At 48.4% G+C, this 19698-nt stretch carries 16 protein-coding genes; all 16 read right to left on the reverse strand.

Annotated features, from left to right (window positions below; all coding sequences use genetic code 11):
* Positions 1–2: 2 nt before the first annotated feature.
* The 16 genes from K3T82_RS20205 to K3T82_RS20280 all read right to left on the reverse strand — a co-directional run bounded on the left by K3T82_RS20205 (position 3) and on the right by K3T82_RS20280 (position 19657).
* A complete protein-coding gene (locus tag K3T82_RS20205; protein WP_220195355.1) occupies positions 3–1535 on the reverse strand; it encodes a sensor histidine kinase in 1533 nt (510 codons plus the stop codon).
* A gap of 434 nt (positions 1536–1969) precedes the next feature.
* Positions 1970–2275 (reverse strand): antibiotic biosynthesis monooxygenase family protein, encoded by a 306-nt coding sequence (locus tag K3T82_RS20210; RefSeq protein WP_220195356.1) that lies wholly within the window; start codon positions 2273–2275, stop codon positions 1970–1972.
* Between the two features lie 302 nt (positions 2276–2577).
* Positions 2578–3288 carry an alanyl-tRNA editing protein gene (locus K3T82_RS20215; protein ID WP_220195357.1) on the reverse strand — a complete coding sequence of 237 codons (711 nt, stop codon included), beginning with the start codon at positions 3286–3288 and terminating at the stop codon, positions 2578–2580.
* The gene (locus K3T82_RS20220) at positions 3275–4591 is read right to left on the reverse strand and encodes a sigma-70 family RNA polymerase sigma factor (protein ID WP_220195358.1); all 1317 of its coding nucleotides are present in this window, start codon (positions 4589–4591) and stop codon (positions 3275–3277) included. Before K3T82_RS20220 ends, K3T82_RS20215 begins: the two co-directional genes overlap by 14 nt.
* Positions 4592–4613: 22 nt before the next feature.
* Entirely contained in the window at positions 4614–4907 is a 294-nt protein-coding gene (locus K3T82_RS20225; protein ID WP_220195359.1) for a DUF1330 domain-containing protein, read from the reverse strand.
* Between the two features lie 136 nt (positions 4908–5043).
* Positions 5044–6129: a Glu/Leu/Phe/Val family dehydrogenase gene (locus tag K3T82_RS20230; RefSeq protein ID WP_420799328.1), complete on the reverse strand. Its 1086-nt coding sequence runs from the start codon at positions 6127–6129 to the stop codon at positions 5044–5046.
* Between the two features lie 146 nt (positions 6130–6275).
* Complete coding sequence (locus tag K3T82_RS20235; RefSeq protein ID WP_220195360.1) at positions 6276–7163, reverse strand: DMT family transporter; 888 nt, start codon at positions 7161–7163, stop codon at positions 6276–6278.
* Positions 7164–7797: 634 nt separating this feature from the next.
* Entirely contained in the window at positions 7798–8907 is a 1110-nt protein-coding gene (locus K3T82_RS20240; RefSeq protein ID WP_220195361.1) for an ABC transporter ATP-binding protein, read from the reverse strand.
* 151 nt (positions 8908–9058) lie between these two features.
* Positions 9059–9901 (reverse strand): ABC transporter permease, encoded by an 843-nt coding sequence (locus tag K3T82_RS20245; protein WP_220195362.1) that lies wholly within the window; start codon positions 9899–9901, stop codon positions 9059–9061.
* A 9-nt stretch (positions 9902–9910) separates the two neighbouring features.
* A complete protein-coding gene (locus K3T82_RS20250) occupies positions 9911–10843 on the reverse strand; it encodes an ABC transporter permease (RefSeq protein WP_220195363.1) in 933 nt (310 codons plus the stop codon).
* Between the two features lie 107 nt (positions 10844–10950).
* Positions 10951–12138, reverse strand: coding sequence for an extracellular solute-binding protein (locus K3T82_RS20255; protein ID WP_220195364.1), 1188 nt, complete (start codon positions 12136–12138; stop codon positions 10951–10953).
* Positions 12139–12818: 680 nt separating this feature from the next.
* Positions 12819–13589, reverse strand: coding sequence for a sugar phosphate isomerase/epimerase family protein (locus K3T82_RS20260; protein ID WP_220195365.1), 771 nt, complete (start codon positions 13587–13589; stop codon positions 12819–12821).
* Positions 13590–14063: 474 nt separating this feature from the next.
* The gene (locus K3T82_RS20265; RefSeq protein ID WP_220195366.1) at positions 14064–15917 is read right to left on the reverse strand and encodes an ABC transporter ATP-binding protein; all 1854 of its coding nucleotides are present in this window, start codon (positions 15915–15917) and stop codon (positions 14064–14066) included.
* A 4-nt stretch (positions 15918–15921) separates the two neighbouring features.
* Entirely contained in the window at positions 15922–16902 is a 981-nt protein-coding gene (locus tag K3T82_RS20270) for an ABC transporter permease (protein WP_220195367.1), read from the reverse strand.
* Position 16903: 1 nt separating this feature from the next.
* Entirely contained in the window at positions 16904–17896 is a 993-nt protein-coding gene (locus tag K3T82_RS20275; protein ID WP_220195368.1) for an ABC transporter permease, read from the reverse strand.
* 120 nt (positions 17897–18016) lie between these two features.
* Positions 18017–19657 carry an ABC transporter substrate-binding protein gene (locus tag K3T82_RS20280; protein WP_220195369.1) on the reverse strand — a complete coding sequence of 547 codons (1641 nt, stop codon included), beginning with the start codon at positions 19655–19657 and terminating at the stop codon, positions 18017–18019.
* Positions 19658–19698 lie beyond the last annotated feature (41 nt).

A 19698-nucleotide genomic window follows, 5' to 3' on the forward strand; every position in this document is an offset into this window, starting at 1 on the left:
GATTACAATCCTTCCTTCTTACAGGGTAACCAGATATGAAATGTGCTACCTTGCCCTACTTCGCTCTCAACCCAGATGACACCCTGATGCAGCGCGACAATCCGTTGGCTGATGACGAGCCCCAGTCCAAGTCCATTGACTTCGCAGGTTAGGCTCATATCGACGCGGCCAAAGGGGTCAAAGATGCGCTCGTGGGCCTGCTGGGGGATCCCAATCCCATGATCACGCACACTAATCTCAAGCACAGAAGATGTCGTAAAAGTATGAGACCGGCTCCATTTGGATAGACGCTTCTCTGCTATTTTAGCCTGACATTCGGCAGATGGCACCAGACGCACGACGACCTCAATCGCTCCTCCTTTGGGAGAATAGATGAGCGCATTGTGCAGCACCTGCTCAAGCACCTCCCGCAATCGCTGCTGATCGGCTTCGATGACTGGCTCATGCAATGTGGGAAGGCCCAACGCGTCAAGGATCGATAAGGAAAAGGTGTGCTCTGACACAGACGCGTGAGCCTCTTGTTCAAAACGAAGCTTGGCTGCTAGCAGCGACTCACGCGTAAGCGCAGCTACATTCACTTGGCTCCAGGTCAGCAGCACAGCACCTGTCTCCAGGTCTGACCATTCGAGGAGCTGTTGAATGATACCAGTCAGCCGCGTGCTGGCATCAGCAATAGCAAGCAAGAAATCATGACGTTCTTCGGGTTGGAGGCGGTGTTCGTGGCGCAGCAACGTTTCTACATAGCCTTTAATGGCTGCCAGTGGACTTCGCAATTCGTGGCTAAGCGTGGCTTGTAGGTCCTCTTGTTGCCTCTTTCGCTCTGAGAAGAACGCCTGGTCAACTTGCGAGGAGGGATCCTTCGAAAGCGTCAGAAACAACATCATCAGCACTGTGCCCGCTGCTTCTTGAAGGCAGGCAGGCAACGATGGCTGAAATGGTGCCTGATGGCTTGCGCGTCCTGTTGCCTCTGATGAACTGGCTTGCTCAAACAGGAGGAGGACCGCATGAGATGGCACATATGGAGCATACCCTTCGGCTTCACCACGAGAGTTAGCCTCAAGTTTGGAAGCTTGCTCATCTGCCATGACCTGAGAAGGTGCTGCAATAGGTAGCTGATAGCACGCATATCCTTTGCTCTCTGAGAATACCTGATGCTGCGGCCCCTTGAAATCCAGATGCACAAGGGCATTTCTCACCTTCTCGATACTGACGGCCCAGGAGGCAAGAAGACACCAGTATGGTGGCTCCTTTGAAGAGGAACTTGGGAATACGGGAAAATGCGTGAAGACTGCATGAGCATGCCGCTCCATCGTCAAGGTTGGAAATGGAACTAGGAGCGCACCTTGGGAATAGGTTGTAACATGCAAGAGACGCCCAAGGAGACGAACGGCGACGCTCGGCGCGTCTGCTTCCTTTGCGGACAGTTGTCTTCCTGCCAGACGAGCCTGCGTGATCAGGTCAAGACATGGTGAGTTTGAGGTGTTCTGCTCTTGGTAAGAAGAACAGCGACACGATGGTTGCTCCAGGGCAGTCACGAGATCTTCCTTTATATATGATAAATGCTTTTTTCGTTTCTTTATTGTAGCTGAAAAACCGCACAAGCGTCTCTCTCTATGCCAGAAAAATATCACAATCAGATCACAAAAGACAGTACAGAATATGATAATTCCTTTCTTATCCCGTCGTCGGAATGCCTGTGGTTGACGACGCCCATCCTTCTGCTTCATTGCGCCATTCCCATTTGCCTCCAATGAATGCTTCAAGGTATGGAGACAGAGGAGGGCTCTGTGATCTTTCCGTGATACAACAGAGAGAGAGTTGCTACCAGTTGTGGCTTCAGTTCAGCAGCGACGTTTCGTTTGCACTTTCAACGTATCCTGCATATCTCGCCACAGACCTATCGCAACTCCTTTCACCGAGGTAATTGAAGCTCTTCCGTAATTTCTCTGAGGCTATTGCTCTGCTTTCGCTAGAGTGCGACTTTTACCTCGTAATGGTGAGCAATGGGCTCAACTCTGGAGAGGAGGATTCTTGCTTCTGGCTCAAAGACTGGAATAGTATAATCATTCCCAGCAAATGCGCGAATAGCGTCTAAAGAATTAAAGAAATTTAATACAACAAATTCAACCTCCTGGCTTCCTTCCTGGCGTAACACATATCCTCCTTGATATCCATCAATCTGTTGAAGACCAGGAAGCACTTTCTCGCGAAGAAGACGCTCATAAGCGTCCGCGTTTCCCAGGGTGGTCCAGCCTCTCCATGAACGAGCTATCATCTGATACATCTCCTATCATTTTTTGCATAATAATAAGGTTGACTAAAGTTCTCTTTCAATGTTACGAACCAGTTCGAGCCAAACGCAGTCTCATTTGAAGCTGAAACGTGTAAACCTATGTAATTTCAATCTCACCTGTATCTGCTTGACCAACTGGATATGGCTTCAATAACAGCAAAGTAAACAAGTGCAACAGCACAATCCGAAGCACAGACTTGAAGACAATAGACTTTTGATCATAAGATCGGTAGGGAAACTGCCTGCGATTGAACCATCAGCGTTCCTCTCGCTTTAGTCACTCCTTATTCTATGGCAAGACGTAATCGCTTGTTTATGCGCCCTTTGCTTTCGTGCCCTATGACCTGGATACGGCCCACCTCTCCAGTACGTACAACATGTGTCCCCCCATCGGCTTGCACATCCAAGCCTACAATCTCGGCTATGCGCACTTGCTCAATCCCTTCAGGTAGCAAATTTATTTTTGTACGAATGAGATCAGGTATAGCAAAGGCCCTATCTCGCGGCAAGAAATGTAGAAGGATTTCTCGATTCGCGTCAATTTCGGTATTCACGCGCCGTTCTACCTCATCAACAAAATCAAGCGTTAACCGCTCTAGTTCAAAATCTTGTCGGGCGAAGCCTGGTGACATGGAGCTGCTGGTGACATGCGCTCGATAATCCCGCCAAATAACCCCACAGAGAATATGAAGGGCTGTATGAGCGCGCATTAACGCATAGCGACGCTCCCATTCAAGTTGCCCATGAACATATTCCCCTTTCTGAGGGATTGGTCCCTCGAGCTTATGCCAAACCTTTTGCTCACGACGCCGAACGTCTATAACACGTGCCTGACTATTTGACCAGGAGAGCATTCCATGATCTGAGGGCTGCCCACCGCTTTGTGCATAGAAGACAGTCTTATCCAGCACAACCCAGTCCTCTTCAACATGCGTCACTTTTGCATCCATTTCGCGAAGATAACTATCTCTATGATAGAGCTCATAAACGTCCATACTCTATGTCCTTCCAATATTTGATCTGCTCACTGGTCAGTGCGCGCTTGCTCTGTTCCCCTACTTGTCCAACAAGCAGAAAGTTCGAAAATGTCGCATCATTGCCAATAGAGAGACCCGAATAAGAAATCCCTGCATCTTCTGTTTCCAGCAGTGGTATATGTAAAGTCCGAAGATGTTGACGAAGCTTTCTTAGATTAGTCCCATAATGAAGGTCGCCAAAGGCTTCAGGCGTCCAACGATAGCTATGCGTATGTGCGTCAATGATGACAATATATCCACCAGGACGTACGACACGGCACAGTTCACGCAGAACCAAGCGCGGACTCACTACATGATGCAAAAGCATATGACATGTCGCCACATCAACCGAATCGGTTGCAAGCGGAAGTTGCTCCCCCATACCTTCGCGCAAAGTAACATGCTCAAATCCTGCCTGGGCCATCTTCTCTCCAGCTTGTTTGAGCATTGCAGGAGAACAGTCTACCCCAATAACATTTCCGACCAGCGGGGCAATAATTCCTGCGAGATACCCTGTTCCAGTTCCGGCATCAAGTACAGTCATCCCCTGATGCCAGGGGAGTAACTTGCCAAAACGCTCCTGAAGATCGGCTTCGTAGGCACTTGCAACATAGGTATCCCAGGTTGGCGCAATACGCTCAAAATAGCCGCGCACATGGGACTCAAGATGCTTCAAATCGTTCTCTGGAGCATCTATCGCTTGAAAATGGAGCAAGGCATCAAGATGTTCAAAAATCTCTTCGTCGGCGGGAAGCAGGTCTTTAAAGCGCAGGCGTTGATATTCTTTTTGCAAGAGTTTACGCGCTCTCCAAAGCTCAGTCGAGAGAACTGCCTCAGTTGTGCCAGTACGTACGACAAGCTCCTGCAGTGGTAGTCGTTCAATTTCTCGCCAGAAGAGGAGGCGTCGATACTTTTCAGGCAAGGCATGAAACGCATTTACAATCATTTGCAGCATATCTTTGCGCTCGAGCAGTACCTTGAATGTCGTCGCATCACCCATAAGCAAGGCATCCTCTTGTGCCTGAGGAGAAAGCTCTATTGCTCGCGCAATCTGCTGATGACGATAGGTATCAATCAATAGGTTTTTCGCCACACGCATCAGCCATGCTCTAGGATGGCTAATGCGTGTTTTTGAAGCATAAGCAAGTAAGAGCCGCAGAAACACGTCATGACAAAGATCCCAGGCTGCTTCACGATCAGCAAGATGGTCGGTAAAGAAGCGCACAATTTCCCTGTGATGTTGACGATAAAGTTCTTCAACAGTATTGGTCAGTGGCTCCACGAGGCACTTCACCTTCTTTCTTCTACTCCACTCCTTGGATTACTACAGCTCTAGCAGTGGATGCCTGCAAGCGCATACGGCGAGCCTTGCTATATTCAGGAGAATAATACCAGCGCTTGAAATGTTCCATGTCATCAAACTGTAGCACAACAAGTCGTTGTGGTTGCCAATCTCCTTCTATATTCTCATACTCTCCACCTCGCACTAGAAAGTTACCGCCATATTGAGCAAGAGTTGCATCAACTTGCTTACGATACTCCCCATACAGCTGTGGGTCCGTTATCTCTTTGACATCAACAATAAAGTACGCTGGCATACTACATCCTCTTTTTCTTTTTATTCGGTGTATGCATACTCATACACCTACTACATAAGCAATCAGCTCGTTGAATACAGTTGAGTCCTGCTAGTGGATAGCATGTGCCCATCTAAACTGAAATGCCGTCTATAGGCTAGCGAATGTGACTCAAACCAGCCATCGCTGATTTTGCCTGGCGCATTGCAGCAATACGTTGTTCGGCAATGAGATCTGCTGCATGAGCAGTCGCAATACTTTGTTGTCCGCTCAGAGCAAAGATGCTCTCCAGCGTATGATAAATGCGTTCAACATTCGTGAGCGCTCGTTGGCGCTGAAAGCCCTCTGGAGTGTAACTATCTGCATATGCGATCAGCCCTCCAGCATTCACCACAAAATCAGGAGCATAGACAATACCCTGCTGCATAAGGAGATCAGAGCACTGTTCATCGGCAAGCTGATTATTGGCTGCACCACATACAATTTTGCACTGAAGTTCTGGGATCGTCCTGCTGCTCAAAATTGCCCCTAACGCACAGGGACAATAAACATCAACAGGGTGAGTATGAACTTCCTGAGGAGGAAGGACGGAAACCTCTGGAAAGTCTCTCGCAACTTGTTCTACCGCCGCTTGATCGATATCCGCAATTGAGACAACAGCACCAGCTTCGATCAGGCGTTTGACGAGCTTCCCCCCTACAGAACCTATGCCCTGAACAGCAACACTACAGCCTTGCAGGTCGGCACTGCCATAGACTTGTTGTAAGCTTGCGCGTATTCCCTGCATGACTCCAATAGCTGTAAAATCAGAGACCTCTTCTCCCGAAGGTAAAGCGAAAACATATCTGGTTTCCCGACCAATGATGTCCATATCAAAAGCATTTGTGCCAACATCTTCCCCTGTTATGTAGTGGCCTCCCAAACGTTCAATAAAGCGGCCAAGAAGACAGAAGAGAGCTTCGTTTTTATCATGCCGTGGATCGCCAATGACAATACATTTGCCACCACCATGATTGACGCCAGCTACTGCAGCCTTATACGTCATTCCTCGAGCAAGGCGTAAGGCATCGTCAATCGCATCTTGTTCAGACGCGTATGGCAACATACGCATTCCACCAGCAGCAGGCCCTAACGTTGTATCGTGAATAGCAATAATCGCTCGTACTCCCAGGCCTTTCTCTTGACACAAAATGACATTTTCATGGTCGTATGTCTGCATAATGTCCAAAATAGAGTTTGTCATGATCTTACTGATTGCATCAGTCTCATTATCTGATCGCAATCATCTCCTTTCTCTTGCTGTTTTGCTCTAACATAGCTTTTCAAGGGTACAGCACACTTCACATTGACTGTTTTTTCCTCTCTACCTAAGTTTTGGCTCTCCATTTCTTATTGGTGAGATACTGCTGATGATCGTCGTGCCACCATCGTTATTCCGCCAAGGACAAAGACCAAACCCAATAGCATCCATACCGTAATTTCCTCGTGGAGAAAGATGATCGCCAAGAAGAGCGCAATAACAGGACTGAGATATGTCATCAACAAAGCCTGTCCTGCGCCTATTTCCTGTAAAAGGTATACATAAACAGTCAAAGGGAGTGCGGTGTTAAAAACACCAAGAACAAGCATGATGAGCAAGTTCATCACGTCCGGTCGTACAAAGGGGTGAACAAAGATGATTAAAGGAAACAACAACGGAATACTTATCAGGTTGCTTAGAAAAGTTACGGTAACTGGTGACGTTCGTAGGTAGAATCGCTTCATCAACAAACCCGATAGCGCGTAACTGAAAGCAGCTATGAGAATAGCTCCTATTCCGAGAATGTGAGCATGAAGAACTTCGGGTCCTGCACCAACTACAAGGGCAACCCCCAGCAGGCCCACAAGCAATCCAATGAGTTGAGATGATTGCATACGCTCATTTCGATTGAGCAAGGGCGCGAGAACAGCTACAAACAAAGGGGCTGTCGCAAGAAGAATGGCTGCTGTGCTTGAAGCAATGATCTGTTGTCCAAGCGTGATACAGAGAAATGGGATAGCCACCTGCATCAAGCTAAAGAGAAGCGCTTGTCTCAGTTCCTGTCTCAACAGCCTGAAAGTAGCACTCCATTCTCCAGTCAAGAGAACGATACCTCCCAATACGAGTGCTGCCAGGAAGATTTGGAAAAAGACGATATAAAATGGCCCAAAACTTTTGAGTGCGAGAGTAACAAACAAGAACGAGCTTCCCCGAGTCACCGCAACGATACCCAGCATAATCATTTGGCGAGTATTCATAAGAGGACCTCCAAAAAGGGAATAATGGAGGGGAAAATGAACTCTAGTGGCGATATGCACATATATAAAGACGAACGGGCTAAGGAGATCTCAACAACGCCACACATAAAAAGTCAGAGCATGGAATAAATGGGGTTAAAACAAGTTTCTTGAAGAGCAGACAAATAGCTCTTTCCGTTGACATCTATTGCTCTTGCGTTCGTACCTCATTTCTGCTATAATTACTCCTCGTACGGTGAGTTACACCGGAATGCACGCCTGTGGAGATCCTGTAAGACCCGGTAGATCCAGGCAGGTTGTTCGTTGAAGCAGGAACCGAACGCGAAATATGGCTTGTCCATATTTGGGTAAGTTTCGGATAACGGAAAGGCCCATCCTAAAATACAGCCAACTCCCTATGGAGCCAACCTTCGAGGGGGAGATCTCGCCAACCCCGTGAAGAGTCAGCGCCTAGATATTGTGTGTGTTTGGCAACAGAGAATGGTCAAAGACTCACATCGAGGAATACAGAGGACGTAACATTCTAGCTGAGATCAGGAATACCTCGAAAGAAGCGAGTCCAAAATAGCACGAACCGAGATGAGATAGGTACCTCATCTCGGTAATCTGTCTTTGTTGTTCTAAACAATCGCGCTTATACTGCTTCTGCTGCGAGATGAACCAGTTCCGCATCGGTGGAAGCAAGTGGTAACACTTTGCATGCCTGGGGCGCAAATGCCAGAAACACTGGCATGCCTATTGTGTAAGTTGCGGCCTGTTGATTGGGGATATCAGCAATAACTGTCGTATCAGCATCGATACGAACATGCAGGCGCGTAAATGGTCCTAGAAATGTTCGCAGTTCGATGGTACCAGAAAGGGAGTTGCCGTTATCTTGAGTATGCTCAGATTGCAACGTGATATCTTCGGGGCGAACGACGATCAACACATTATCATTGCTATGAAGCTGTGTCAGCGGGGAGACTCGGAGCGCCTGCTCACCAACCCGGCATAGGCCATCGACAGCCGATTCCACAACTCCTCTAAACTGATTGCTGTTCCCTACAAAAGTGGCTGCAAAAGCAGTCTGCGGGTGGCTATAGATGTTTTCGGGAGCGTCTAATTGCTCAACTTTCCCTTTTGCCATCACCGCGATACGGTCCGAAAGCGAGAGCGCCTCTTCCTGATCATGGGTGACATAAATTGCAGTCATCTTAAGCTGTTGCTGAATACGACGAATTTCATTTCGTAATGAAATTCGCACTTTGGCATCGAGGGCGGAGAGAGGCTCATCGAGGAGCAATACCTTTGGTTCGACAGCCAGGGCGCGCGCAAGCGCGATACGCTGTTGCTGTCCCCCTGAAAGCTGATGAGGATAACGACGCCCCATCTCGGCAAGCCCCACGAGTTCGAGCAGTTCGGCACAGCGCCGCTTGATATAGTCCTTTGGCTGACGTTGAATGTTCATGCCAAAGGCAATGTTCTGTTCGGCAGTCATATGCGGAAAGAGTGCATACGATTGAAATACCATGCCCATCGGTCTCTTATTGGCGGCTCGATAGGTAATATCTTCGCCATCAAGTAGAATATTACCGATAGTTGGTGTCTCAAAACCTGCAATCATGCGCAAAATAGTTGTTTTACCACAGCCACTCGGTCCAAGCAGAGTCAGAAACTCGCCTTGATTGATTGAGAGCGTAATATCGTTCACCGCAGTTGAGCGGCCAAAGTGCTTTGATATATTCGTCAATTCTAGAAATGCCATGGATCACTCCTTATTTTCTCTGCAACTGTGTATCTGAAGACCTCACCTTAAGCCAGAGATTCCCCTTCTACAGAACCCAGCGACACATTCAGTACATATTCCACTTTTTATCATCTTTTCAATCGAGGAATATGGGGGTAGCTGTCAGAAACTATGCCTTTGGGGACCGACGAGGTTCCTGAAAACGCGTGAGCAAAATGATACTCAGAACACAAATGAGCGTGATGATAAAGCTCATAATGGTCAGTGACGCCGCTTTGTGGGCATCCCCTTGCCCAACTTGATTCAGATAGACCGGGAAGGTGTAAATTCCGGATAGGACAGCAATGGTGAATTCGCCCATCGCCGTTGAGAAGGTCAACAATGCGGCACTGATGACTCCAGGCCAGATATTAGGCAAAATGATGGTGAGGAAGGTGCGCCACCAACCACAACCCAGGCTAGAAGCTGCCTCTGTGAGTACCCGCGTATTGAGCGCCCGTAAACTGTTGTCAATGGGACGATAAATGAAGGGCAGGGCAATAATTACGTAGGCGCAGATCAGCAACTGTGGCGTATTCACGATTACAAAAGGCTCACTGCTTAACAGTGGCACAAGCCCCAGTGAAAGCACATCTATCCATAGATGGTCGTTGCCAAACACCTCAAGATAGCCAAGCGAGAGAACGATGGGCGGAACCGCAAATGGCAAGAGAGAAAGAAACTCCAGCACTGGACGTACCTGTGGAAGACGAAGCTGGACCCAGTAGACTGTTGGCGTTATCAGTACGATCGCGACAATGGTAGAGGCAATGGCAAGCCCGAGAGAGAGCAATAAGGTCTGCGAGAAATCGCTATCACTTATGATCTGGGCGAACACGCCTAGATTGAGATTTGAGCCGTTAGAAAGACCGAAGACTAGGGTGGCTCCCAACGGAATTACCAGATAGAGGACCACGAGCAAGAGAATGAATTTATCCAGCCCGAAAGTAAAACGTGTGGTCTGTTGTTGCATACACTTCCCTTACTTTCCCTGCCAGACGCTGGCACGACGCAGCATAAAAATATAGAGCGAAACAGTGATAAAAAGGACAAGAATCATGCCAACTGCAAGCGCATTTCCCAGTCCAATATTGACACTGACATTGCCTGCGACCGCGAAACTGATGAGAATCGGGACGAGATTGATGTTGCCCTGAGCCAACGCATAAGCCGTTGCGAAAGCACCAAAGGCATTCGCGAAGAGCAGCATAGTTGCCGCGATAAGGGAAGGAAACAGGATAGGAAGCGCGACTTTGCGCCAGTAGGTAAAACCGGAGGCACCCAGGTTCGTCGCAGCTTCTCGCCATGCAGGTCGAAGCGCATCGAGAGCGGGAACGGTGACCAGAATCATGAGTGGCAATTCAAAGTACACATACGCAAGTACCAGGCCCCAGAAGTTATACAGATTAAAACCTAGATCATACAGGTTCACATGGAACCAGGTGCGGAAGAGCACTGTGACAAATCCCGTTACCCCAAGCGTAGAGACAAACGCAAAGGCCAATGGAACACCAGAGAAATTAGCGGCCAGGCTAGAGAAACCAGTCAAGAAGTTACGCAACCAATTTGCACGCATAGTATAGACACCATAGGCGGCAAAAAAGCCGATGATCACACTAATGATCGCGGATACGAAAGAGAGCCAGATACTCGTCTGAAAAGCACGGAGCATACTGGGCTGCGTAAGAATTTGTTGATAGTTGCTAAGCGTCGCCTCTCCTTGATCATCTGTGAAGCTACTCTGAATGAGGATGATAGTAGGTAATATCTCAAACAAGAGGCAGAACAAGAAGAAAGGCGCTAACCCCAACCAACTGGCAATCGAGTATCCCCAACGAACACGAGGACGGCGCTCACTTGTAGTCGCAGGCACAGCCTTGGTTGAGGCTGTATTTTTGACGGCTGGTACTTCCATCGCACAACCTTTTCAATAGAGAACGAGTGGGCGCAAGTAGAGATTCCTCACGCCCACATCGGAGAAGCTTTTATGAAGCAAGCATTCAAGTGACGCTGAACAGTCTCTTATTGACCAAGCACCTGTGGTTGCCAGTTATTGTTAAGAGCTGTTGCGGCGGCATCAAGCTGTTTGAGGTCAGTAACAAATTTGACGTTAGTGTACTGTTCTGCGGGAGGAAGCTTAGCTGCAAGATCAGCTGGAACCTTTCCAGCCTTCACTAAGCTGTCATAGCGAGCAGGATGGGCATAACCCTTCAAATAATTTAATTGACCTTCATCAGAGAAGATGTATTCCATCCACAGGCGAGCAGCATACGGATCTGGCGCGGTTTTATTGACAATTGAAACATAGGGTCCGGCGATGGAGGCATCAGAAGGAATAATGACCTTCAGATTTGGCTTGCCTTTGAGCTGATCCCGGAAGCTCAGCCCCAGATAGTCCCACATCACTGCAATGGCGACTTCGCCCTTCGTTACATTGGCGATGCTAGAGCGTGCGACAGTGAAGTTGCCTTTCTTCTTCAACTGGGCAAAGAAGTCGATGCCAGGCTGAATGCTGTTGAGGCTACCACTCGTTGCCAGGGCAGCAGTATACACAGCCATAAAAGCGTCGTTGGCTTCGCGCGGATCACCATCGATACCAACCATGTTTTTGTAATCGCCTTCAAGCAGCTCCTTAAAGGATGTTGGGACTTGTTTGACCAGATCGGTATTTATGACGAAGGCCTGCGCACCCCAATATTCAGTACACCAGTACCCTTTAGGATCCTTCAGTTCTGCGGGAATATCATCCCACTTCGAATGTTTGTAAGGTGTAACAAGACCTTGCTGTACGGCCTGAGGTCCAAATTTGAAACCGACATCACCAATATCGCCGTGAGCATGCAATTTTGACTTGCTAAAGACCTCAAGTTCCTGAGCTGATGAGAACTCTGCTTCGGCCTGATACTGAACTTTGACATACTTTGATGTGTACGTCTCTAACGTTTCCTTGTAATTTGCCCACTCTGGCGGAATACCAATGGCTTCGAGTTTCCCTTCCTTCTTAGCCTTGTCAATCAAAGTCTGCATATCAATTGGGCCAGTAAGGTCAGAAGCAACCGAAGTGGACGCGGAACTATTGCCGCAAGCAGCTAAGAATGCGGAAAAAGAGACGGCCGAGACACCAAGCAGACCAGCCTGTTTGAGAAATAAACGACGAGTGCGATGGCTATCAGCATCTACCATGCTACCAAAGAGTTCTGGGTTCGTCATGAAAGCTTCCCTCCGTATGCCCCACAGATAGACAGCAAGACGATTACGTGTCACTCAGACACGATAACGACAGAGGGTCTCTGAAGTGGGTGCATACAAACTAAAGGATATGGTAGATACAGGCAGGCAGAGGTTGCAGAGAGGAAAATATCAGCGAAGACAAGCAGGGCGGTCTGCGTTGACACCCAAGCCGAGTATATAGTCGGGTATATGTTTTGTACAATAGTAGTCTCTTCTATATTCTATGAGCGACTTATAGTTATTTTAGACATAGAGTCTACATGAGATTTTTCCTTCACGAAAAGTTTACCTCAACGTAATATTTTGTTAAATTTGACTTAATAGCCCTACTGTACACTGCTATTGCAGAGACAAACAGATACAGGCATGGCAGAAACAAGCATCTCTTGGATCGGGGGGTGCATTGAACGCTACGGGGAACACACCGCTCAGGAAAAACTAGATGAGGCCAATGGTTGGCAAGCGCTCAATCTTGTCCGTCTTTAGCATGGGAGATGCTGCGCAACAAATAAAAGAAGCGTTGCTCGATTTACACACCTGGGCAGCAGTAATCTTTCCTAGCAAATCCAGAAAATTTTAGCGTAAGCCTTTGACCACTACTGCCAACAGGCGGGAGATGAACTCACATTACCTGATATTAACGCATTCTCCAATAGACATCACGCTAATGATAGAACCAGTTTGCGTAAGTTGTCCAGGCTAATCTGCAAACTATCCATAGGATTGCCCGGACAGACATCTTGCTCAACTGCATACCATTCCACACCAGATAGTTCGCCCCAGCGAAGTATTGCAGTGAAATCGATATTTCCTGTGCCCACTTCAGCAAATGTCTCTCTTTCATCTGCAGTCATATCTTTTAAGTGGATGATTGGCATTCTGTTGGCGTATAGTCTGATAAATGAAACGGGGTCTTTTCCACCTTTTTTCACCCAGTAGACATCAACTTCTGCTAGAATTGCATTTGTTTCAGATGGTTCCAAGAGATATTCAAGAGCCGATTTTCCATTAATAAGCGTCTTAAATTCGAAGTTGTGGTTGTGATAACTTATACGGACGTTTTGATCTGCAACTTTCCGAGCAACCTCATTGAGACTCTGTCGAACCAATGTGTATCCTTCGGCGTTCTGATACTCTTGCGGTAGATAAGGGCAAATGATGTCACAGGTATGAAATAGACGAGATTCTTCGAGGACCTGCTCCAAATCATCCGTGAGCCTTTGGAGCGGAATGTGCATTCCAGCTGTGCCTAATCCAGTTTCATCTAAAACGCTGGCAATCTCCTTCGGATCATATCCATGCAGCCCAGAAATCTGTACACCCGCCCATCCCATCTTTTTTAATTCCCTCAGAACATTGGGAAAATCTGTTTTTAATTCTTCACGCACAGTATAGAGTTGCGCAGCAAACTTGGACTCAATTGGCTTCATTCGTAAAAAGTCCTTTCTCCTAAATGCCAGGCCTATCACAAAAATGCCGAGTGGACGTACTGTAAATGTACTATGAATCACCACAGCATATTCACAGTACATATATGAGAGCGTAGCACCACTCAAAAACAGGCATATCAAATTCATGGCTAATATTTCATATTTAATGAAAACGTTTACTATTCAAGAATAATGAGAGAGGGACAGATTGTCAACAGGAACGAAAATGGCTAGCATAACTCCTCAGACATTCTGATTCATGGCTTACCTCCAAGACGTGAACATCCCCAGGTTGGCTTTGGAATGGCTTAGTCAGCCAAAGATCAGCGTCTGGATCATCTCGTTTCTGGCTCTCCTCATTGAAAACATCTGTATTCTGCTACTGCACATTTCCTTAACATGACAGCAGCATGCTATCGTTACACAGCAAGCAAGTGGAGCAGGAATCCACCTCAAACCACGCTTGCATCACCTTCACCTTCTTGTGGTTTGAGGTATTGCTTCCAGGAGCTGGCGTGTATACTCATCGGACGGCTGCCGGATCACTTTCGTAGCCACTCCTTGTTCTACCACCTGACCATGATTGAGGACCAGAATCTCGTCCGAAAGAAGACGGGCACTCAGCAGGTCATGTGTGATATAGAGCATGGCAATTCGGCGCTCACGGATAAGCTTATCAAGCAGTTGCAAGATTTCGGCTCGTATTGAGACATCCAACATCGAGATTGGTTCATCTGCCACAATGATATCCGGGTCAGGAGCTAGCGCGCGAGCCACGACAACACGCTGGCGTTGCCCTCCTGATAACTGGTGAGGCAATTTATTCTCAAACTGCTCGGCGGGCGAGAGACCAACCGTCTCCAGTAATTCGCGCACCCGTTGGCGAGCTTGCGACGCGTTCAGCCGTTCGTAATTGATGAGAGGACGCATAAGCAAGTATTGAATGGGATGGACCGGATTCAAGGCGGAAAAAGGGTCCTGGAAAACATATTGCACATGCTTCCGGTAGTTACGGAGTTCCCCACCTCGCAATCGATTCACCTGAGTCTCCCCGAATTGGATGACTCCACTACTGGGGGCTTCAGTTCCTGTAATCAAACGAGCAATCGTCGTTTTTCCGCTGCCACTCTGGCCCACCAGTCCAACCACCCGACCAGACCGAAGGCTAAACGACACGTCATTCACCGCCACGACAGATGTGCTCTTCAGTCCTGTACGGCGTTGATATATTTTACTGACATGCTCTACTCGCAACACTTCCTCATCTTCCAACTTCAGCGCCTTGTGTGAGGATGCTTCGGAGAATGCCGCATCAAGTAGCTTGGGCCCCTCTTCCAAATGTCTGCTGCGTGTTTGCTGGCTGGCTTCCCATTGGTCCTTGGCTATATAACATGCACCTTTCCCTCCCCACATTGGCACCAGAGGAGGCTTCACCTGACGACAGATATCAATCGCTTCGGGACAACGGGGAGCGTAGGGACAGGCCTGTGGTATTCTGGTCAGATCAGGGGATCTACCAGGAATATAGCTAATCGCTACCTGCTCAGCAGCCGGATCGGCATATGAGCCAAGCAAACCATGCGTATATGGATGAATAGCATGCTTCAACATCTCATCCTTGGGTGCATCCTCGACAACTTCACCTGCGTACATGACCAGTACGCGATCTGATACTTCCAGTACGGTACCCAGGTCGTGGCTGATGAGCAACACAGCAAAGCCAAGCTGACGCTGCAAAGCACGTAGATTCTGCATGATTTCCTTCTGGACCAGGACATCCAGGCCAGTTGTTGGCTCATCCAAAAGCACAAATTTCGGGTTCAGGGCCAACGCCAACGCCAGAGCAACCCGCTGTTTCATGCCACCAGAGAGTTCGTGTGGATAAAAGCGCATGAACGATGGATCAATCTTGACCATTTGCAGCAGCTCAGCAATCCGTTCACGGGTTTGTTGTTTGCTCAGATTCGATTTTTCCGCCATCACATCCCGAAATTGTGCCTCAATCCTGGTGACGGGATTCAAAGAGTTCATGCTGCTCTGAAAAACTGTAGAGAAATCACGCCAGCGCATCTGGCGCAATTTTTCATCGGGCATGCTTGTCAAATCCTTACCTTCGAAACGCACATGGCCTGCCGTTATGCGACCAGGTGGTAGCAGCAGCTTCAAAATGGCATTGCCCAATGTCGATTTCCCACTCCCCGATTCTCCAACCAGACCAACAAACTCCCCAGCATGAATTGTAAAATTGACGTTGCGCACCGCGAATAGAGGTGGACGCTTGGTGGTGGCATAGGTAACATCAAGGTTCTCAACCTCAAGTAGTGCCATGTTTCTACTCCTCTCGCAGTTGCGGATTGCTCAGCGCGTCAACACCAAAATTAATCAACATCAGGCAACTAGTAATGGCAGCAAGTGCCAAGCCAGGTGCCACCAACCAGGCCCACTGACCAGTGACGAGCGCCCCTCCATTATCAGCCCAGTACAGCATCATACCCCAACTTATCGTGCTTGGATCTCCTACACCCAGAAATTCCAGTCCAGCTTCCGCGCCAATTGCTCCCATTGCCGCATTAATGTAGCTAAGGACAACCAGCGAAAGCATGTTCGGCATAATTTCGCGGAAGATAATACGAATAGTACTGTCTCCAGCGAACTGAGCCGAGGTAATGTAGTCACGTACACGCAGTGTCAGCACCTGCGAACGTTTGAAGCGGGCCCCCCAGGCCCAGCTAGTAAGCCCAATCACCAGGATAATGACTCCTGGGCCTTTCACTGGCGAGTAAGCAGCCAGCATGACCATTAAAGGCAGAACTGGTACGACTAGCCCAAGATTGATGAAAAATGAAAGAATTTCGTCCACAATCCCACCCATATAGCCAGCCACCATACCAATGACCAGAGCAATCAGCGTCGAAAGTCCCCCTCCAAGCGCTCCCACGAGCAACGATGTGCGTGTACCATAAACCAGTTGTGAGAACACATCCTGACCAGCCTGAGTTGTCCCCAACCAATGTTGTGAGCTGGGCAATTCAGAGGGGCCAAAGCTAATATCGCTGGGATTATAGGGAGCGAGTTGGGCCGCGAAGATAGCGACGAGGATAAAAAAAACGAGCAGAATCAGCCCAATGCGGGCCTTACGGTTACTCCAGAGAATATCAAACCATTCCGGCATATGGTACCGTCCCCTGGTCGTTTGGGATGCGGTTTCATTCGGCTCAGGGCCGCCATCTGGAGCCGTAGAGCTTCCCTCTTGTGCGAGTAGGAGTCCCTCTTGCTTTGGTAATTCTGTGCCTTTATACTCTTGCGATTCCATATTACTGTTCCCCCTTACGCACTCGTGGGTCAAGCCAGCCAACAACAAAATCCGCCAGTAAATTAGCTAATAGCACGGCTACAACAGAGAAGAGAAAAATGGTTTGCATCAACGGATAATCACGATTGCCAATAGCAGTGAAAAAGAGTCGACCCATGCCCGGATAATCAAATACGGCTTCCACCAGGACCACGCCACCGAGAAGACCTCCCAGCGACATAGCCAGGCCAGTGACGTTGGGCAGAATCGCGTTGCGAGCACTATAAAGTAGGGCTACTTTCCAGGGCTTCAGTCCTTTCGCAATAGCCAGGCGAGTGTAATCCTCGCGCAAGGTCTGAACCATATTATTGCGCATACCCATAACCCAGCCAATAGGCCCGGTGATAAGCAGCGAGATCGCAGGCAGCGTGGCATGCACCACGATGTCCCACGCATATTCCCAGCTCAGTTGACGCGTCGAGTTCTCACTGAAACCACCTCCTATCGGCAGCCACTGAAGCTGAAAGGCAAAGACGGATAATAAGATCAAGGCAATCCACATATATGGCAGTGTGCCAAGAAAGTTCAAGCCAACACTCACAACTGAGTCAAATGGAGTGTTGCGCTTCCAGGCTGCGAAAGCACCCAGGATGTTTCCAATAATGAAGCCGATAATATTGGTCGTCAACACGAGGCCCACGGTCCACAAGATCGACTGCCCAATCAATGAAAGTACCGAGTAGGGAAAATAAGTGTAAGAAATTCCAAACTGCCCATGAACCAGTGATCCAAGATAATCAATATATTGTTGAAATATGCTATCGCCCCGTATGCCTAGCATTAGGCGAATGGCACGCACCTGTGCTGGATCAATCGCCTTGTTCTGACCAGCAAGTTTCCGAACAATATCCTCCGCAGGATCTCCCGGTTGCAGGCGAGGAATAATGAAGTTTAATGTCACTGCTGTCCATAATGTCAGAAGAAAAAACAGGAAACGTCGAATGTAGTAACGCATAGCAGGTTCTCCCAGATAGTAGAGCAGGAATTATTCGTTACCCTGCAAGTCACACAAAAATGAAAGAGGGGAGGGAGCGCAAAGTGACGCACTCCCTCCTAGAAACTGCCTGCGCAACTACTATTCCAGACTCTGCTTCAAATGAGTAATGACGAGCAAGATGTCGCCCGGCTGACAATACGGATTGTTCGCATCGGGCCAGCCCACAGCCCTCTTGGTACTGTACTCGAACCAATGGGCACCATACCAGAGAGGAACATCTGGGAAATTCTGATAACTATACTCAGCCAGTTGAGACACAGCCTTCTTCTGCTCATCAACTGTTAAGGCCTGCTGAAGTTGGTCAAGCATTTTATCAACTGCAGGGTCTTTAAAGTGAAGGTAGTTTACACTTGGATCTACCCGGCTATTGAGGTAATTATAGGTATCATACATGTTGCAAGAGCCACCGTGTACGCTGAACAGCATATCGTAGTCGGCAGCTTTACGACGTGATTCAATGATCTCAGGTGATGGCGTTTGCACATTCACCGTCAGCCCCAACGCATTCAAGTTAGCCTGAATAACCTGGGCAGCCTGAATCCAGTCAGTCCAACCGTTCTGTACCAGGAAGGTGATCGTAATTGGCTTGCCGTCTTTCCCTAGAATTTTGTTGTTGGCATTCTTGGTATAGCCAGCCTGGGTAAGAATGTTGAGAGCCTTCTGCTGATCAAAGGGGAAAATTCCCATGTTTGGGATATCGGAAGGGATGAAGCTAGACTGACCAGGGACTGAGAGCCCCGTCTGACTGGCTGGCTGAACGTAACCGAATTCGGCCTTTTTGGAGATTTCCTGGCGGTTGATCGCATATGCCATAGCCTGACGGAAGGCGAGATCGTTAAACGGCGCTTTGGTCAGGTTCATACCCAGCGAGATCTCGCCACCCGCCGGGAACCAGTAGTGATTATGCTTCGGATCGCGGGCAATATAGGCTTGCTGAACATTGGGAACAAACATGGCATTCCAATCATACGAGCCTCGGGCTAGCTTAAGTTGCTCGACCTGAATGGAGCCTGCCTTGTGGAAAACCAGATGCTCAACCTTAATCTTATCAGCCTGCCAGTAGTTTGGATTGCGTTTGAGGACCAGTTGTTCCTGATTAAAGCTATCAACTGTAAAGGGGCCTGTTACAACCGGCTTCGGATCGGTGAATGTGACAGGGTCGGAAACCTTTTCCCAGACATGTTTGGAGACAATAGCCTGCTGCAGGAGACGCTCAAATACCTGCACCGAGGGACCTTTGAACTTGAGGGTCACCTGATTCCCCTGCGCCGTCACATTATTCAAGCTCTGCCAGATGCCCTGGGTATCAAGTGCCGGGTATTTTTGCATCATATTTAACGTGAATACCACATCATCAGGCCCAAAAGGCTGCCCATCGCTCCACTTTACCCCCTGGCGGATAGTAAAGATGAGCGTCTCCGGATCTTGCCACTTAAAGCCAGTGGCAAGCCAGGGTTGTACCTTACAGGAATAGTTATCCTCGACCATCAATGGCTCGTAGAGATAGTTAACACCTGGAAGCAGGGCATTAGATAAAAAGGGATTGTAATTGACCTGCGGGTTATCGCCTCCGCCAAAACCGCCACCATCGAGCGTGTCAATCATGCCATTACCGGCTTTCGTATTTCCGTTGCTCTGTGGCCCTCCACACCCTGCAAGGAATACGATAAGTAATAGAAGTAAAGACGTGAAGGAGAGGAAACAACGTTGTTTAGCCATCACTGTACCTTGTATCTGAAACTCATCCATAGCCCTTCGAC

It is taken from the genome of Ktedonospora formicarum (assembly GCF_016587355.1).
Lineage (GTDB): Bacteria > Chloroflexota > Ktedonobacteria > Ktedonobacterales > Ktedonobacteraceae > Ktedonobacter > Ktedonobacter formicarum.

Coding starts and splice junctions, on each gene's coding strand:
- K3T82_RS20280 (WP_220195369.1), bottom strand. CDS start 19,657: ATGGCTAAACAACGTTGTTTCCTCTCCTTCACGTCTTTACTTCTATTA.
- K3T82_RS20210 (WP_220195356.1), bottom strand. CDS start 2,275: ATGATAGCTCGTTCATGGAGAGGCTGGACCACCCTGGGAAACGCGGAC.
- K3T82_RS20225 (WP_220195359.1), bottom strand. CDS start 4,907: ATGCCAGCGTACTTTATTGTTGATGTCAAAGAGATAACGGACCCACAG.
- K3T82_RS20245 (WP_220195362.1), bottom strand. CDS start 9,901: ATGCAACAACAGACCACACGTTTTACTTTCGGGCTGGATAAATTCATT.
- K3T82_RS20215 (WP_220195357.1), bottom strand. CDS start 3,288: ATGGACGTTTATGAGCTCTATCATAGAGATAGTTATCTTCGCGAAATG.
- K3T82_RS20240 (WP_220195361.1), bottom strand. CDS start 8,907: ATGGCATTTCTAGAATTGACGAATATATCAAAGCACTTTGGCCGCTCA.
- K3T82_RS20255 (WP_220195364.1), bottom strand. CDS start 12,138: ATGACGAACCCAGAACTCTTTGGTAGCATGGTAGATGCTGATAGCCAT.
- K3T82_RS20265 (WP_220195366.1), bottom strand. CDS start 15,917: ATGGCACTACTTGAGGTTGAGAACCTTGATGTTACCTATGCCACCACC.
- K3T82_RS20260 (WP_220195365.1), bottom strand. CDS start 13,589: ATGAAGCCAATTGAGTCCAAGTTTGCTGCGCAACTCTATACTGTGCGT.
- K3T82_RS20275 (WP_220195368.1), bottom strand. CDS start 17,896: ATGCGTTACTACATTCGACGTTTCCTGTTTTTTCTTCTGACATTATGG.
- K3T82_RS20250 (WP_220195363.1), bottom strand. CDS start 10,843: ATGGAAGTACCAGCCGTCAAAAATACAGCCTCAACCAAGGCTGTGCCT.
- K3T82_RS20230 (WP_420799328.1), bottom strand. CDS start 6,129: ATGACAAACTCTATTTTGGACATTATGCAGACATACGACCATGAAAAT.
- K3T82_RS20235 (WP_220195360.1), bottom strand. CDS start 7,163: ATGAATACTCGCCAAATGATTATGCTGGGTATCGTTGCGGTGACTCGG.
- K3T82_RS20270 (WP_220195367.1), bottom strand. CDS start 16,902: ATGGAATCGCAAGAGTATAAAGGCACAGAATTACCAAAGCAAGAGGGA.